The 15,432-nt window shown below is 66.7% G+C and carries 11 protein-coding genes and 1 tRNA gene; 4 read left to right on the top strand and 8 right to left on the bottom strand.

Annotated elements, in window-relative coordinates; all coding sequences use genetic code 11:
• The first annotated feature begins 92 nt into the window (after nt 1-92).
• Nucleotides 93-2,306 carry a discoidin domain-containing protein gene (locus ACUYM2_RS17255; protein ID WP_481601174.1) on the top strand — a complete coding sequence of 738 codons (2,214 nt, stop codon included), beginning with the start codon at nt 93-95 and terminating at the stop codon, nt 2,304-2,306.
• A gap of 57 nt (nt 2,307-2,363) precedes the next feature.
• Here ACUYM2_RS17255 and ACUYM2_RS17250 read toward each other — a convergent pair whose 3' ends face one another.
• The 3 genes from ACUYM2_RS17250 to ACUYM2_RS17240 all read right to left on the bottom strand — a co-directional run bounded on the left by ACUYM2_RS17250 (nt 2,364) and on the right by ACUYM2_RS17240 (nt 4,842).
• Nucleotides 2,364-3,290 carry an AEC family transporter gene (locus tag ACUYM2_RS17250; protein WP_481601173.1) on the bottom strand — a complete coding sequence of 309 codons (927 nt, stop codon included), beginning with the start codon at nt 3,288-3,290 and terminating at the stop codon, nt 2,364-2,366.
• 142 nt (nt 3,291-3,432) lie between these two features.
• Nucleotides 3,433-3,861: an aspartate 1-decarboxylase gene (panD, locus tag ACUYM2_RS17245; protein ID WP_481601172.1), complete on the bottom strand. Its 429-nt coding sequence runs from the start codon at nt 3,859-3,861 to the stop codon at nt 3,433-3,435.
• A gap of 72 nt (nt 3,862-3,933) precedes the next feature.
• Nucleotides 3,934-4,842 carry a LysR substrate-binding domain-containing protein gene (locus tag ACUYM2_RS17240; protein WP_481601171.1) on the bottom strand — a complete coding sequence of 303 codons (909 nt, stop codon included), beginning with the start codon at nt 4,840-4,842 and terminating at the stop codon, nt 3,934-3,936.
• A 142-nt stretch (nt 4,843-4,984) separates the two neighbouring features.
• Between ACUYM2_RS17240 and ACUYM2_RS17235 the strand changes: the two genes are divergently transcribed.
• Complete coding sequence (locus ACUYM2_RS17235) at nt 4,985-6,448, top strand: amino acid permease (RefSeq protein ID WP_481601170.1); 1,464 nt, start codon at nt 4,985-4,987, stop codon at nt 6,446-6,448.
• 281 nt (nt 6,449-6,729) lie between these two features.
• Nucleotides 6,730-10,287: a bifunctional proline dehydrogenase/L-glutamate gamma-semialdehyde dehydrogenase gene (locus ACUYM2_RS17230; protein ID WP_481601169.1), complete on the top strand. Its 3,558-nt coding sequence runs from the start codon at nt 6,730-6,732 to the stop codon at nt 10,285-10,287.
• Nucleotides 10,288-10,444: 157 nt separating this feature from the next.
• On the opposite strand, the gene ACUYM2_RS17225 is transcribed toward ACUYM2_RS17230, so the two are convergent.
• Together ACUYM2_RS17225 and ACUYM2_RS17220 are read right to left on the bottom strand one after the other, a co-directional pair.
• A complete protein-coding gene (locus ACUYM2_RS17225) occupies nt 10,445-10,705 on the bottom strand; it encodes a hypothetical protein (RefSeq protein ID WP_481601168.1) in 261 nt (86 codons plus the stop codon).
• A gap of 314 nt (nt 10,706-11,019) precedes the next feature.
• Nucleotides 11,020-11,874 (bottom strand): LysR substrate-binding domain-containing protein, encoded by an 855-nt coding sequence (locus ACUYM2_RS17220; RefSeq protein WP_481601167.1) that lies wholly within the window; start codon nt 11,872-11,874, stop codon nt 11,020-11,022.
• A gap of 157 nt (nt 11,875-12,031) precedes the next feature.
• On the opposite strand from ACUYM2_RS17220, the gene ACUYM2_RS17215 reads away from it, so the two are divergent.
• A complete protein-coding gene (locus ACUYM2_RS17215) occupies nt 12,032-13,396 on the top strand; it encodes an MFS transporter (protein WP_481601166.1) in 1,365 nt (454 codons plus the stop codon).
• 109 nt (nt 13,397-13,505) lie between these two features.
• Here the strand turns inward: ACUYM2_RS17215 and ACUYM2_RS17210 are convergent, their stop codons facing one another.
• The 3 genes from ACUYM2_RS17210 to ACUYM2_RS17200 all read right to left on the bottom strand — a co-directional run bounded on the left by ACUYM2_RS17210 (nt 13,506) and on the right by ACUYM2_RS17200 (nt 14,993).
• Nucleotides 13,506-14,666, bottom strand: a complete 1,161-nt coding sequence (locus ACUYM2_RS17210) for a N(5)-(carboxyethyl)ornithine synthase (protein ID WP_481601165.1) — start codon at nt 14,664-14,666, stop codon at nt 13,506-13,508.
• Nucleotides 14,663-14,812 (bottom strand): hypothetical protein, encoded by a 150-nt coding sequence (locus tag ACUYM2_RS17205; RefSeq protein WP_481601164.1) that lies wholly within the window; start codon nt 14,810-14,812, stop codon nt 14,663-14,665. Before ACUYM2_RS17205 ends, ACUYM2_RS17210 begins: the two co-directional genes overlap by 4 nt.
• Before the next feature lie 107 nt (nt 14,813-14,919).
• A tRNA-Gly gene (locus tag ACUYM2_RS17200) sits at nt 14,920-14,993 on the bottom strand.
• Nucleotides 14,994-15,432: the final 439 nt, after the last annotated feature.

The following is a 15,432-nucleotide window of genomic DNA, read 5'->3' as shown; positions in this document are numbered from 1 at the left end:
TCTCGACGGCGTTGCCGTTGCGGGTGGCTGGCTCAGAGCCGCCCAGTTTAGTTCCCATGCCCTGCACGGACTACTGCGGACCAGAGGATCTCATGACATCTCATGCTGAGCGGAAAAGACCGGCCCTTCGACCCTCCCGGCGCGTGGTCCTGATGTCCGTCGCGGGCCTCGCGGCCCTGGGCATCTGGCTGGGTTCGACCGTCGCGTTGCGCGGTGCGCCGCCGGGTCCGCTCCCGCACGCCGACGGCATCATCAGCATCGAGACGGACAACGCGGTGAACAAGTTCGACGGCCACCGTGCCATGGGTGTCGGAGTCGACGGGCTCGAAGAAAACGAAATCGACCGGGTCTGGTCGGCCAGGAACGTTGAAGCCATGAAGTCGGCCGGGTTCGGCCCGGTGAGTTACCGCCTGCGCACCGAGCTGGGCGTCAAGGCATGGCACTGGAACCCCCGGGGGACGTGGAGCCAGCCGGACAAGCAACAGGGATACTGGACATCTTCCTCCGAACCCGTGGAAGACTATGGCGTCTCCTACGGCTACCGCCTTCCCCGACGCGGCAACACCATCGATCAAGGAAAGAACAGCGGCCACTCGCGCCTCAACGACGGCGACGTCGAGACATTCTGGAAGTCCAACCCCTACCTGGATTCCCACTTCACCGGCGAACCCGACGGCCTCCATCCGCAGTGGATCATGGCCGAGTTCCCGCAGGCTCTGCCAATGGACACGGTCCGCTTTGACTGGGGGGCGCCGTACGCCACCCGCTTCAAGGTGCAGTACTGGAGCGGCCGGGATGCTCGCTTTCCTGTTGACAACGGCATCTGGCGGGACTTTCCGCAGGCCGCGCAGCGGGGGACCGGGGGATCCCAGACGGTTCGGATCGCGCCCAAGCCGGTCAACGCCCAGTACGTGCGCATCCTCTTCACGGCGGACTCGAACACCGCGCCCGCCGGATCCCGCGACATCCGCGACAGGCTCGGGGTCGCCGTGCGCGAACTGTACATCGGGCAGCAGCAGGCCGGGGACTTCGTCGACCACGTCCGGCACCGGAAGTCGCATCGGCAAACGGTCATGTGGACCTCGTCGACGGACCCGTGGCACAGCAAGGACGACATCGACAAGGACTATGAGCACGCCAGCTTTGAGCGTCTTTTCGCCAGCGGTATTACCAAAGGCGAGCCGATGATGGTCCCCGTTCCCGCCCTGTACGGAACGCCCGACGACGCCGCCGCCCTGGCCCGCTACCTCGGCAAGCGCGGCTACCCCATCCAACGGATTGAGATCGGCGAGGAACCCGACGGGCAGCTAGCCCAACCGGAGCACTACGGGGCCCTATACGTGCAGATGGCCGCCGCCATGAAGGCCGTGGACCCGTCGCTGGAGTTCGGGGGCCCGGGCTACCAGACCACGCTGCCGGACTGGGTGCACTGGCCGGACGACAAGGGGGTCCGGTCCTGGACCGGCCGGTTCGTCTCCTACCTGCGTCACCGGGGGGCGATGGCGGACTTCGATTTCTTTTCCTTCGAGTGGTACCCCTTCGACGACGTCTGCGCCAATCCCGCCGGGACCCTGCCCCAGAACCCGGAGCTGCTGAGGCAGCTCCTCAAACGCCAGGCGGACGCCGGCCTGCCGGCCGAGGTGCCCAAAGTCATCACCGAGTACGGCTATTCCTCGTTCGTTGGACAGGTGGAGCTGGAGTTGCCCGGCGCCATGGTCAACGCGGAAACGGCCGCTATGTTCCTGGCGATGGGCGGAGAGACCAGCTACTTTTACGGAATAGAGCCGAACTGGGTCTTCCAGGACGAGGTGGGCGAGAAATGCGACACCCGGGGCAACCTGATGATTTTCCAGTTCTACGACGAATGGAGAATCCGGCCCGTGGCCGGATACCAGGCCGCCAGGCTGGTGAACCACACCTGGCTGGAAGCCGGCACCGGCAGCCACACGATGTACAACACCACCAGCGATGTGCGAAACGCCAAAGGCCAGGATCTGGTCACCGCCTATACGCTCCGCCGCCCCGACGGCAAGCTCAGCGTGATCCTGTTCAACAAGGACCCTCAGCGGGCCATCACGGTCCGGCTGATGCAGAAAGGCGGCGGCACGTCCCAACCGGTCGAAGGCAAGCTCGACCTGGACCAGTACTCCGCTGAGCAATACAAGTGGAACCCATCCCATGGCAGGGGCAACGGTGGACACCCGGACCCCAATGATCCGCCGGTGAGCAGCACGATCGCCCCGGACAGACACGCCACCATCACACTGCCGCCTTACAGCATCTCCGTGGCGACCGCCGCGGGCTGAGGAGCGCCCGGACCCGCCGTCCGTCGGCGTCGCACCGCTCTCAAGCCACCCCCGTTCTCAGGCGAGGAGCAGGGCCACTCCGATCATCGCGGGGACGGCGACCACGGTGGTGATCAGTACGGTGTCCTTGGCGACGGTCAGTCCGGTCCGGTAGCGGTTGGCCACCACAAAGACGTTCTGCGCAGTGGGCAACGCGGACGTGACGACGACGGCGAAGAGTGCCTGGTCCTGCAGGCCCAGTGCGAACCGGGCGAAGAGGTACGCCAGCGTCGGGTGCACGATGAGCTTGAAGGCGCAGGCCAGCAAGGTGTCGGTCCGGCGTTGGGCCGAAGCGTGCAGCGGGCGGGAACCGTTCAGGCTCATGCCGAAGGACAGCAGCATGGCCGGGATCGCCGCGCCGCCGATCAGGTGGATGGGCTGTAGTACCAATTCGGGAACCTGCCAGCCCGTCCCGGCCACCAGCAGCCCGAGCCCGGAGCCCACGATCATCGGGTTCCGAAGGATCATCAGGACAAAGCTGAGCGGCGTTGTCCGGTGGGCGCTGGTGGTGGCGTCCAGGACCATGAGGAACAACGGGGTGAAGAAGGCCAGTTGGAAGATCAGCAGGGGTGCCACGTAGCTGGCGTCGCCCAGGACGAACACGGCGATCGGAATACCCAGGTTGGCGGAGTTGGCCAACGAAGCGCTCATGGCGGAGACCAGGGCTTCCGGCAGCGGGCGTTTGAGCAGGAGCCGCACCACGCCGAAGTAGAGGGCAGCCGTGGTGATGGCGCCGACCGCGGTCACAAGCAACGGTGCGGCAAAGACGTCGCTGAGCCTGGCTTTGCTGAGCGTCTCGAACAGCAGGGCCGGGCTGGCCACGAAGAACGTCAGCGCGCTGAGGACGGAGCGGGCGTTGTCGCCCAGAATGTTTCGCCGGCCGACGAACATACCGACCAGGATGATGCACCAGACGACGAAAAAACCGGCCAGAACGCCTAGCACGCGGTTGTCCGGGGCAGCACGGGCGGGGGAAGGATAACGGACACCGTCCCACAATAATCAGATTTTTGCGTTGCGCCCTCAGGCGGGCAGCGGGACGACATGTTCGGTCCACGGCCGCCGGCGGCGGCGCGGCAGCAATGGGTCAGTTCAGCGTAGCGTTGTTCAGCGCGTGCGGCGGCCGGAGGAGACCGGCCGTGTGACCCTCTGCCGGGTCGCTCCCGATCTGGACCACCTTGTTGTCCTTGTCCACGTGGACCACCTTGGGAGTGTAGGACTTGGCCTCTTCCGTGGTCATCTGGGCGTAGGTAATCAGGATGACGATGTCGTTTTCGTGCATCAGGTGCGCGGCCGCGCCGTTGATGCCAATGACACCGGATCCGCGCTCGCCGGCGATGGTGTACGTCTCAAGCCGTGCCCCGTTGGTGACGTCGACAATGGCCACCAGTTCACCGGGCAGGATGTCGGCGGCCTCGAGCAGATCCAGGTCCACGGTGACCGAGCCGACATAGTGAAGGTCCGCGTGGGTAACCGTGGCGCGGTGGATTTTGGACTTGAACATTGTTCGATTCATAACGTAAATAGTCTAGCGCCGGCGTCGGAGCTGCGCTGTGAGCCAGAAAACACCGGCGACGGCGGTTGGACTTCAGGCCGCGGGAGCGATGGACGCTGCGGTCTCGGCCAGGATTTCGCGGGCCGCGACGATGGCCGGGCGCTTGGCGCTGGAACGGCGCACGGACGTGAAGACGGTGCGGTGGGGGTCGCCCGGGAGATCGATCAGCTGCGCCGTGGTGCCCCGGCCCGTCCAGACCAGGTCCGGCATCAGCGCCACCGCGTTGCCCGACTCGATCAGCCGAATCTGCGCCTGCAGGTCGGCGGTCTCAAAACGAACATCCGGCTCGAAGCCGGCACTGCGGCAGGCCTGCTCGGCCCAGTGCCGGGACGCCGCACCCCGGGGCTCCATCACCCAGGCCAGCCCTGCGGTGTCGGCGAGGGTCATGACGGCGGGACGGTCCGGGGACGCGGGCGGGACCGCCAGGCGGATCGCATCGCCAGTGAGGCGGAGCCGGTCCAGCTCGGCGTAGCGGGGCGCCGCGTGGCCGGGATACTGTTCAGCGATGACCAGGTCAAAGTCCCGCGCCCAGGTCTCATGGAGGGCCGTTTCGGGCTCCCGCTGGATCATTTCGATCCGGACCTCCGGGTAGCTGGAGGACATCCGGGTCAGGGCGTCGGGCATCAGGGCCAGCGCCGCGGACTGGAAAACGGCGATCCGCACCGTTCCGGTCACGGTGGTCAATGAGGCCGCGAGGTCGGCCTCCGCCTGCTCCAGTGTTTCCAGCAGTTGGGCAGTATGGGCCACCAGCACTTCGGCCTGGGGAGTGAGCTGCACCCGCCGTCCGGTCTTCCGCAGGAGTTCGACGCCGGCTTCCTTTTCCAGCAGGGCCAGCTGCTGGGAGACGGATGAAGGACTGTACTGCAGCGCCTCGGCGACCTCGGCGAGCGTGCCCCGGATTTTGAGTTCGCGCAACAGGCGCAGCCGCCGGACGTCGAGCATCGCTATTCCTTTGTGAATTCTAATGCTTATTGATTAGGAGAATTCACTTTATCTAATGCAATCCGGCTTGCATACTGTTGTCACCGAGTAACCCCCATCACAGGGTGGATTGATGGGCGCCACTTCTGAGCAGGAGACCCTGATGAGCACCAGAGATTTAACCAAGTCGATCATGCGGCGCAAGCCCATCGATGACATCGAGGAAGAAAACAAGCACAGCGGCCTTTTCAAGAGCCTGGGCCTGTGGCAGCTGACGGCCATCGGCGTCGGCGGCATTATCGGCGTCGGCATCTTCTCACTGGCCGGGCTGGTGGCCCACGGAAGCGAGAGCGAGCCCGGCGTCGGCCCCGCCGTGTTGTTCTCCTTCCTGATCGCCGGCCTGGCGTCCGCGGCCGCCGCCCTGTCCTACGCCGAGTTCGCGGGCATGATCCCCCGGGCCGGCTCGGCCTACACCTACGGTTACGTGGCGCTGGGGGAGGTGATTGGCTGGTTCATCGGCTGGGACCTGCTGCTGGAATACATCGCCATCGTTGCCGTGGTGGCCATCGGCATTTCCGGTTACTTCGATGCGTTCCTCTCCGGAATCGGCGTCCACATGCCCGCCTGGATGACCTCGACGTTCGATGAAGGCAAGGGCGGTGTCGTCAACATCCCCGCCATTGCCGTCTGCCTGCTCGTGACCTGGATCCTCTCCCGCGGTACCAGGACGTTCGGGCGATTCGAGCTCGTGGCCGTCGCCATCAAGGTGGTCCTGATCCTGTTCATCATCGGGCTGGGCATCTTCTATATCGACACCAACAACTACAACCCGTTTATGCCCAGCGGCTTCGGCCCGGTGTTGGCCGGCTCAGCGACCGTGTTCTTTGCCGTGTTTGGCTATGACGCGATGAGTACCGCGGCGGAGGAGGCCACGGACGGCAAGAAGCACATGCCGAAGGCGATCATCCTGTCCCTGATCGTGGCCATGCTCCTGTACGTCGCCGCAACGCTGGTGCTGACCGGCATGCAGAACTACCAGGACATCGATCCCAAGGCCGGCTTCGCCTCCGCCTTCAACGGGGTGGGCCTGCCGGTGATCGCCACGATCATCTCCGTCTTCGCCGTGCTGTCCATCCTGACGGTCATGCTGACCTTCCTGCTGGGCGTTACCCGCGTCTGGTTCTCGATGAGCCGCGACGGGCTGCTGCCGGGCTGGTTCGCCAAGACCGACCGCCACGGCACCCCGCAGCGGGTCACCTGGATCGCTGGCGTGGCCTCGGCGGTGCTGGCCGGCATCTTCCCGATCAAGGCCGTCGCGGACCTGACGAACATCGGCATCCTGGCCGCGTTCGTCGTCGTCTGCCTCTCCGTGATCATCTTCCGCTACAAGAAGCCAGACGCGCCGCGCACCTTCCGGCTGCCGTTTATGCCGGTGGTTCCGCTCTTCGGCATGCTCGCCTCCGCGTTCCTGATGTTCCAGCTGCACTGGGAGACCTGGGTCCGTTTCGGCGTCTGGCTGGTCGTGGGGCTGGCCATTTACTTCGGTTATGGCCGCAAGAACTCGCTGATGAACCCGGACAGCCCGCGGCACGAAGAAGCCGTGGAGCTGCACCGCCACGTCGGCTAGCAGCCCACGCTCCCTCACTTCCTGCGACCATCATCCGGACGCTCCCTCAGGTCCGGCCCATTTTCTGCGAACCCTCTCTCACCCTGTGGGAGAGGGTTCGCCGTTTCGGGGCAGGGACTGAGGGAGCGTCGTCCCGGTAGGTGCCGGAGGTGAGGGAGGGCCACTCGAATGTGCGATTTTCCTAACGAGTATCGCTTAGAAAACATCGCTTTATCTTATGGAAATCCGGTCGCATACTGATTTCAAGAACGCCCATACCCTGAGAAAGAACGAGTGCCACCATGACCAACACCTCAACGGAATCCGGCCTCACGACCGGCGACGCCGCCGGCAACGACGCCGCCCACGCCGCCGTCTCGGAAGGCTCGCCCGTGCTCGAGGCGGCAGCCCTCGCCGAGGAGGCCATCTCGCTGGTCCGCCGCTGGCTCACCGCGGCGGCCCAGGTCCCCGTCGACGCCTCCGCCGCGCAGCTCGCCGGCGTGTTGAAGGACCCGAACGGCCTGGACTTCACCGTTGGATTCGTCGACGGCGTCGTGCGCCCCGAGGATCTGCAGGTTGCCGCCCGCAATCTCGCAGCCCTCGCCCCGAAGGTCCCGGCCTTCCTGCCCTGGTACATGCGCAGCGCCGTCCGCGTTGGCGGCGCCGTGGCCCCGGCACTGCCGCAGGTGGTCATCCCGATTGCCCGCCGCGTGCTGCGTGAAATGGTCGGGCACCTCATCGTCGACGCCACCGACGCCAAGCTGGGCCCCGCGATTGCGAAGATCCGAAAGGACGGCATCAAGCTGAACGTCAACCTGCTGGGCGAGGCCGTGCTCGGCGAACACGAGGCATCCCGCCGGCTCGAAGGCACGCACACCCTGCTCGCCCGGCCGGACGTGGACTACGTCTCGATCAAGGTTTCCTCCACCGTGGCCCCGCACTCCGCCTGGGCTTTCGACGAGGCGGTAGAGCACGTCGTCGACAAGCTCACCCCGCTCTTCGCCCGCGCCGCGTCGTTTGCCAGCGGCGGGCAGAAGGCCAAGTTCATAAACTTGGACATGGAGGAGTACAAGGACCTCGACCTGACCATCGCGGTCTTCACCCGGATCCTGGACAAGCCGGAGTTCAAGGACCTCGAGGCAGGGATCGTGCTGCAGGCCTACCTCCCGGATGCCCTCGCCGCGATGATCCGCCTGCAGGACTGGGCCGCGGCCCGCCGCGCCGACGGAGGCGCCGCCATCAAGGTCCGCGTGGTCAAGGGCGCCAACCTGCCGATGGAACAGGTCGAAGCCTCGCTGCACGACTGGCCGCTCGCCACCTGGGGCACCAAACAGGACTCGGACACCAACTACAAGCGTGTCATCAACTACGCGCTGCACCCGGACCGGATCCGCAACATCCGGATCGGCGTCGCCGGCCACAACCTCTTCGACATCGCCTTTGCCTGGCTACTGGCCAAGCAGCGCGGCATCGCGGATGCCGCACAGCAGGGCATCGAGTTCGAGATGCTGCTTGGCATGGCGCAGGGCCAGGCCGAAGCCGTCAAGAAGGACGTCGGCTCGCTCCTGCTCTACACCCCGGTAGTCCACCCCGCGGAGTTCGACGTCGCGATCGCCTACCTGATCCGCCGGCTCGAAGAGGGTGCGAGCCAGGACAACTTCATGTCCGCCGTTTTTGAACTCAGCGAGAACGAATCCCTGTTCGAGCGCGAGAAGCAGCGCTTCCTCGCCTCCCTCGCCAAGCTCGACGACGAGGTCCCGGCGCCGAACCGCCGGCAGAACCGCGCCCTCCCGGCCGCGCCGATGCCGCACGATTCCTTCGAGAACACCCCGGACACCGATCCGTCACTGCCGGCCAACCGCGACTGGGGCCGTGCCATCCTGGGCCGCGTAGCGACGTCCACCCTGGGCAACGCCGCGGTCGAGGCAGCCACCATCGACGATGAGGCAACCCTCAACGCCGTCATCGACACTGCCGTGGAGAAGGGCAAGGCCTGGGGCGCGCTCTCCGGCGCCGAGCGTGCCGCGATCCTGCACCGCGCCGGCGACGTCCTCGAGGCCCGCCGCGCCGACCTCCTCGAGGTGATGGCCAGCGAAACCGGCAAGACCATCGACCAGGGCGATCCCGAGGTCAGCGAGGCTGTCGACTTCGCGCACTACTACGCCGAATCGGCCCGCAAGCTCGACGACGTCGACGGCGCCACCTTCGTGCCGGCCAAGCTCACCGTGGTGACCCCGCCGTGGAATTTCCCGGTGGCCATCCCGGCCGGTTCCACCCTCGCGGCGCTCGCCGCCGGCTCCGCCGTCGTGATCAAGCCCGCCAAGCAGGCCAGGCGCAGCGGCGCCGTGATGATCGAGGCGCTCTGGGAAGCCGGGGTACCCCGGGACGTGCTCACCATGGTGCAGCTGGGCGAGCGTGAGCTGGGGCGGCAGCTGATCTCCCATCCCGCCGTGGACCGCGTCATCCTGACCGGCGGCTACGAGACTGCCGAACTGTTCCGCTCCTTCCGCAAGGACCTGCCGCTACTGGCCGAAACCAGCGGCAAGAACGCCATCATTGTCACCCCCAGCGCCGATCTGGACCTGGCGGCGAAGGACGTTGCATACTCCGCCTTCGGCCACGCCGGCCAGAAGTGCTCCGCCGCCTCGCTGGTGATCCTGGTGGGCTCCGTCGCCACATCCAAGCGGTTCCACAACCAGCTGATCGACGCCGTCACCTCGCTCAAGGTGGGCTACCCCGAGGATCCGGCCAGCCAGATGGGCCCGATCATCGAACCGGCCGGCGGCAAACTGCTCAACGCGCTGACCACCCTCGGCGAGGGCGAGGCCTGGGCGGTGGAACCGAAGCAGCTGGACGAATCCGGCAGGCTTTGGAGCCCCGGCGTGCGGCACGGCGTCCGGCGCGGGTCCTACTTCCACCTCACCGAGTTCTTCGGGCCGGTCCTCGGCGTCATGACGGCCGCGACCCTGGAGGAGGCGATCGCGATCCAGAACCAGATCGAGTACGGCCTGACCTCGGGCCTGCACTCGCTCGACTCGGATGAACTGGCACTCTGGCTGGACACCGTCCAGGCGGGAAACCTCTACGTCAACCGCGGCATCACCGGCGCGATCGTCCAGCGCCAGCCCTTCGGCGGCTGGAAGAAGTCCGCCGTTGGCGCGGGCACCAAGGCCGGAGGTCCCAACTACCTCGCAGGGCTCGGCGAATGGGTCAGCAAGCCCAGCACCGCCGCCGGCGCCGGGTCGGCCCCGGCGCCGCTGCACTCCGGCGTGCGCCGGATCGAGGACGCGGCCAAGGGATTCCTGACTGCCGAAGAGCTGGCCCCGCTGCAGCGCTCGCTGGCCTCCGACGCCCAGGCCTGGGCCGAGGAGTTCGGCACCGCCAAGGACGTCTCCGGGCTGAGCGCCGAACGCAACGTCTTCCGCTACCGCCCGCTGCCGGTCACGGTGCGGCTCGCCGCCGGGAAACCGCTCGGCGAACTGGTCCGGGTCGTTGCCGCCGGCGTCCAGGCGGGATCGAAGCTCGCGGTGTCCAGCGCCGTCGAACTGCCCGCGCAGCTGCGCGCCGTGCTGTCCGGCCTGGGGATCGCGACCACCGTGGAGGACGACGCCGACTGGCTGGCTTCGGCAGCCCGGCTCGCCGGAGCCGCGAAGCTGTCCGCGACGCGGATCCGCCTGATCGGCGGGGACGCGAAGGCGCTGGCAGAGGCCACCGGTGGCCGGCCCGACCTGGCCGTTTACTCCCACCCGGTCACGGAGGCCGGGCGCGTGGAACTGTTGCCGTTCCTGCATGAGCAGGCCGTCAGCATCACGGCACACCGCTTCGGCACCGCCAACCACCTCTCGGACGGCCTGATCTAGCTGCTTCAGATCTGCCAAGCTTCGGCCGTGCCCGGGATTCACCGGCACGGCCGAAGCAGTGTCCGGGTAGACAGCATCGCCGCCGGACCGCACTTATCGAGAGCGGGCACGGCGGCGATTGCCGTTCGTGGGGGGGGTGCGGTGGGTGGCGCGGCTCTCAGCCGAGATACCAGCCCGGCGGCGCCCAGGACGCCGGAACGGCGTGCGCGGAGAAGTCTTCGCATCCCGAGCAGAAGTACGTGACCTCGCCCAGCCTGCTGACGGTCCCGTCCCGGCGGTGCTTGGCCGGAACGAACGTCTCCAGGTAGACGAACTCGTCCGTCCCGCAGCGTTCGCAGTAGGGGATGCCGACGAAGTCGTCGTCACTCCGTGCGGGGGCGGGATGCGGATCGAGACGGCCGAGGCCGGGGTGCGGCACGCTCTCGAGTCGGGCCGATGCCGCGAGTGGCCGGGAGGCCTTCAACAAGCGGGCGGACCGGATCGCTGGATGGGGTCGGTTTATGGCTGGCGTCATTGCTGGCCTATCCCGAACGCCGGGTGACCTTGCCGCAGGGCAGCAACAATCACTGGCGTTCGTTTATCGAATAGTGGTGGCGGGCCTCTGCTTGACCTTCAACAAGGTCAGGATAGGGCAAGTACCACCCGTGTTCAATGGGCGCGTAATGACCCCGTCCGATCGAGTATTTTGCGGGTAGGTACCGGGCCCGACCCAGTAGGTACACGGGTACGCGTTCAGGACGAGCGGTTCAGGGCCCGGCCGACGATGGTCTGGGTGAGGGCCTCAATCACCTCGGTGTTGGCCAGCGGATTGCGGATCAGGGTGAAGTCGACATCGCCCACCGCAGGCAGCTCGAAACGCCGGGTGATGACTTTCAGGTCCTCCGGGACCAACGAGGACGGCATCACGGCGACGCCGATTCCGGCCCGAACGGCGGCAAGCACGCCGCTGATCTGCCGGGTAGTGCAGGTGATGCGCCAGGTCCGGCCGCTGGCTTCGAGGGCGTCGATGGCCAGTTTCCGGCTCAGGCTGGGTGCGGGGTAGGCGATCAGCGGCACCGGGTCGCCCGGGTCCAGCACGGTCTGCTCGAGGCCCACCCAGGAAAAGGAATCCTGCTGCACCACGGTGCCTTCCTTGGCACCGGCCACCCACTTGACGAAGACGAGGTCCAGCTGGCCGGCGTTGAGCCGCTTGTAGAGCTGGTCGCTTTGGCCCACCGTGAGCTCGAGGTTGATCTGCGGGTAGATCTGCCGGAACTCGCGCAGGATCCGGGGGAGTCCGGTGATGGCAAGGTCGTCCGCTGTGCCGAAGCGCAGCCGGCCGCGCATGGCCGAGCCGGAAAAATAGCGGGCGGCGGAATCATGGGCGGCGAGGATACTGCGTGCGAAACCGGCCATGGCGTCGCCGTTGTCCGTCAGGCGCACATCGCGGGTGTCGCGGGTGAACAAGGTTCGCCTGGCCGCCGCTTCCAGTTTCCTCACGTGCTGGCTGACGGTCGGCTGCGCCAGTCCGAGGCGTTCCGCCGCCCGCGTGAAGCTGAGCGTCTCTGCCACCGCCAGGAAAGAGCGGAGCTGGGCGGGTTCAAACATGGCCGTCCCCGGTCAGTGCATCCCGCACTCGCTTCATTCCGGCTCCCGTCCATTGCATTTCGTGATGCTAGTTATGCGCAGAATAACCTTCCATTATCGATTGGCGCCAGCTTAGCGTTAAGGCAAGCCCCGTAAACCCCTTCCTGAGGACCCCCCCGTGCCACCCCCTCCGCCCCTCCAGGCAACCGAAACGCAGCAGGAGCCACTCCGGCAGGACTGCCAGCAACCCGTTACCGAGCCGATCGGCGTCGTCAGTGAGCGGCTGCCTTGGCGGCACACCTTCATCTCGCTTAGGGTCCGTAACTTCCGGATCTTCGCGGCCGGGCACTTCGTCGCGGTGGTGGCGCTGTGGATGCAGCGCATTGCCCAGGACTGGCTGGTGCTCCAGCTCTCCGGCTCCGTCACCGCCGTCGGCGTCACGGTGGCGCTGCAGTTCCTGCCCTCGCTTCTTCTCGGCCCGTGGGGCGGCATGATGGCGGACCGTTTCGCCAAGCGGAGGATCCTGATGCTGTGCCAAGGGGCGGCAGCGGTCCTGGCCGCGGGCCTCGCGGCCCTGGCTCTCTCGCAGCGGATCGAGGTCTGGCACGTGTACGCGATCGCCCTGACGCTGGGCCTGGTCACGGTGCTGGACCAGCCGGCCCGTCAGGTCTTCGTGAACGAACTCGTGGGGCCGGCCTACCTGCGGAACGCCATCAGCGTGAACTCCACGATCTTCCAGCCCGGCGGCCTGATCGGACCGGCCGTCGCTGGCATCCTGCTCAGCGCGGTGGGGGCGGGCTGGGCGTTCGCCGCCAACGCGCTGGCCTGCTGTTCCACGCTGGCCATGCTCCTGGTCCTGCGCAAGGACGAGCTGCATCTCACGGCGCCGGCCGCCAAACGCAAGGGCATGCTCAGGGAGGGGCTGCGCTACGCCCTGGCCAAACCCACGATCTACTGGCCCTGGCTGATGGCCGGCTTCGTCGCGGTGTTCGCGATGAGCCTGCCGGTGCTGCTGGCGGCCTTCGCCGACCACGTGTACGGCGCCGGAGCGGGCGGCTACGGCCTGCTCAACGCCCTGGTGGCGCTCGGCGCGCTCGCCGGGGCCATCACCTCCGCGCGGCGGAGGCAGCTCCGGCTGCGCTCGGTCGTGCTGGGCGCCGGAATCTACGGGCTGATGCTCTGCCTTGCCGCCGGCGCGCCCTCGGTGGCCTGGTTCGGGGCAGCCATGGTGCTGGCGGGTTTCTGGTGCCTGATGTTCCTCACTGCAGCCAACCAGCTGGTCCAGGTCAGCGCCAACCTCGGGATCCGTGGCCGGGTCATGAGCCTGTACATCATGGTGCTGATCGGCGGGCAGGCCATCGGCGGCCCGCTGATGGGATTCCTGGCAGAGCACCTGGATCCCCACACGGCGATCCTCGTCTCCGGCGGCGTGCCGGCGCTCGCCGCGGCGGTGATCGCCGTCGTACTGGCCAGGCGTGGCGAGCTCACACTCAAGGTGGACCTGAGGGACCGGCGGCGCCTGCTGCGGATCGTCCGGGCCTAGCTTTCGGCGCCGGATACAGTTTTCCGCCCCGACAACGGACAGCCGCTCCGCCGATCGGCGCAGCGGCTGTCCGGAAACGCCGCGGAAAACCGGACGGGGTGCGAAACCGCTAGCCGGCCAGCGGGAGGTGCGGGTAGCCCGGCTGCCGCTGCTGGAACTCCAGGACATCCGGGTTGAGCACCACGCCGTCGCGGATCTCGATGGCGCGGCGGATGGTCTCGTTGCCGTCCCAGGCTGCCGGCCCGGAAATCACCGTCTCCAGGAACGGCAGCAGCGCCTCGCTGATCTCCGAGCTGGCGGAGTTCCACAGGTAGGACGGGCTGTGATCCACCGCATAGTAGTCGATGTGGTCACCCACCTTGAACATGGGGTCGGCGAAGGTGGTGGTCTTCGCCCAGCTGAACCCCATGCCCTCGTCGCAGGACACGTCCACGATCAGGCTGCCGGGCCGGAAGGCGTCCAGATCCTCGGTGCGCAGGTATGTCAGCGGCGCGTTGGGGTCCTGCAGGGTGCAGTTGACGACGATGTCGCTCTCCGCCAGGAACGGCGCGAGCGGCACCCGGCCCCGTTCGGTGATGACTTCGCTCAGGAACGGCGCCTCGTTGTCGTGGTCGAACTGTGCGATCCGCACCGAGTGGATGGGGGAGCCCACCGCCGCGACACCGCGGTTGGTCAGGACCTGCACATCGTGGACGCCGTGGGCGTTCAAGGCGGTCACTGCGCCGCGGGCCGTGGCACCGAAACCGATCACGACCGCACTCAGCCGACGGCCGTAATCCCCGGTGGTACCGGTCAGGGACAGGGCATGCAGCACCGAACAGTAACCGGCCAGCTCATTGTTCTTGTGGAAGACGTGCAGGCCGAAGCCGCCGTCGCTGGCCCAGTGGTTCATCGCCTCGAACGCGATGAGCGTGAGCTTCTTGTCGATCGCCAGCTGAGTGATCGCCGCGTCCTGGACGCAATGAGGCCAGCCCCAGAGGACCTGACCGTCGCGCAGTTCGGCGAGGTCCGCCGGCTGCGGCTTGGGCAACAGCACGACGTCGGCCTCGGCCAGCAGCTGCGCCCGCGGCGCGATCCGGCCCACAAGACCGGCCAGCTGGGCGTCCGGGACGCCAAAACGCTCCCCGTAGCCCGCTTCCAGAATCAGGTGCTGCCTGAGCTCCGGGGCGATGCGTTCGAAGTGGCGGGGGTGGATGGGAAGGCGGCGTTCGTCCGGCTTGCGCGTGGCTGCGATGACGCCGAGGGTGAGGTGGTTCGGGGAACCGGTCACTTCTTTTTGGGGCTCGCCGTCTTGGCGGCGGTCACTTTGTCCAGGGAGCTGGGCGGCGCGGAGGCGGCCCTTTTATCAGCGCGCTTTTCCTTGATGGACTTGGCGGATTTTTTGGATGCTGCTTGACGGGGGGATTTGTCAGCCATGATTGCTCCTGTAGCGGAACCGGAAAGGTTCCTGACTTCTGACGATACAGGTACACACCTAACCGGCTCCGGCGCGGCAGGGCTGCGGACCAGAGCGTGCGACGAACTGGAGCGGCTGACGGGAATCGAACCCGCGTATCAAGCTTGGGAAGCTAGCGCTCTACCATTGAGCTACAGCCGCAGAGAGACGGGCCGGAATCCTGCAACCCGTCCCACGGAACAACGAGATTCACCTTACCCCAGGCGGGCGACTTCCCAGAACAGCGACACTGACTGGCAGGGACGTAAGCGCTCTGCCCGGTGGGCCGGAGAGAGCCCCAAAGCGGCACGGAATGGACGGCTGAACAGGTAGTCCCGTCTCGGAACCCCGTAGTACCTGCCGGACGCACCGAGTGGACCACAAGCCATAAAAGGGTAGCCCGCACTCGTGTGCGGCCAAAAGTCATCTAATTTACTTGGGGAGACCACAGCCAACCTATTCGCTAGAAGGTCTCACAATGTTTCGTCGAACGTTGATCGGTGTTCGCGTTTCCAGGCTAGTGAGTCAAACTCGTCGACCGAAGTCGCTCTCCAGGCTCGCCGGCAGCGTCGTTCCCACCCCACGAACCCTGGCACGTCCA

The sequence above is a fragment of the Arthrobacter sp. SD1074B genome (assembly GCF_056780195.1).
The sequence above is the reverse complement of the archived record's forward strand: the minus strand, read 5'-3'. Positions and strand labels throughout refer to the sequence as shown.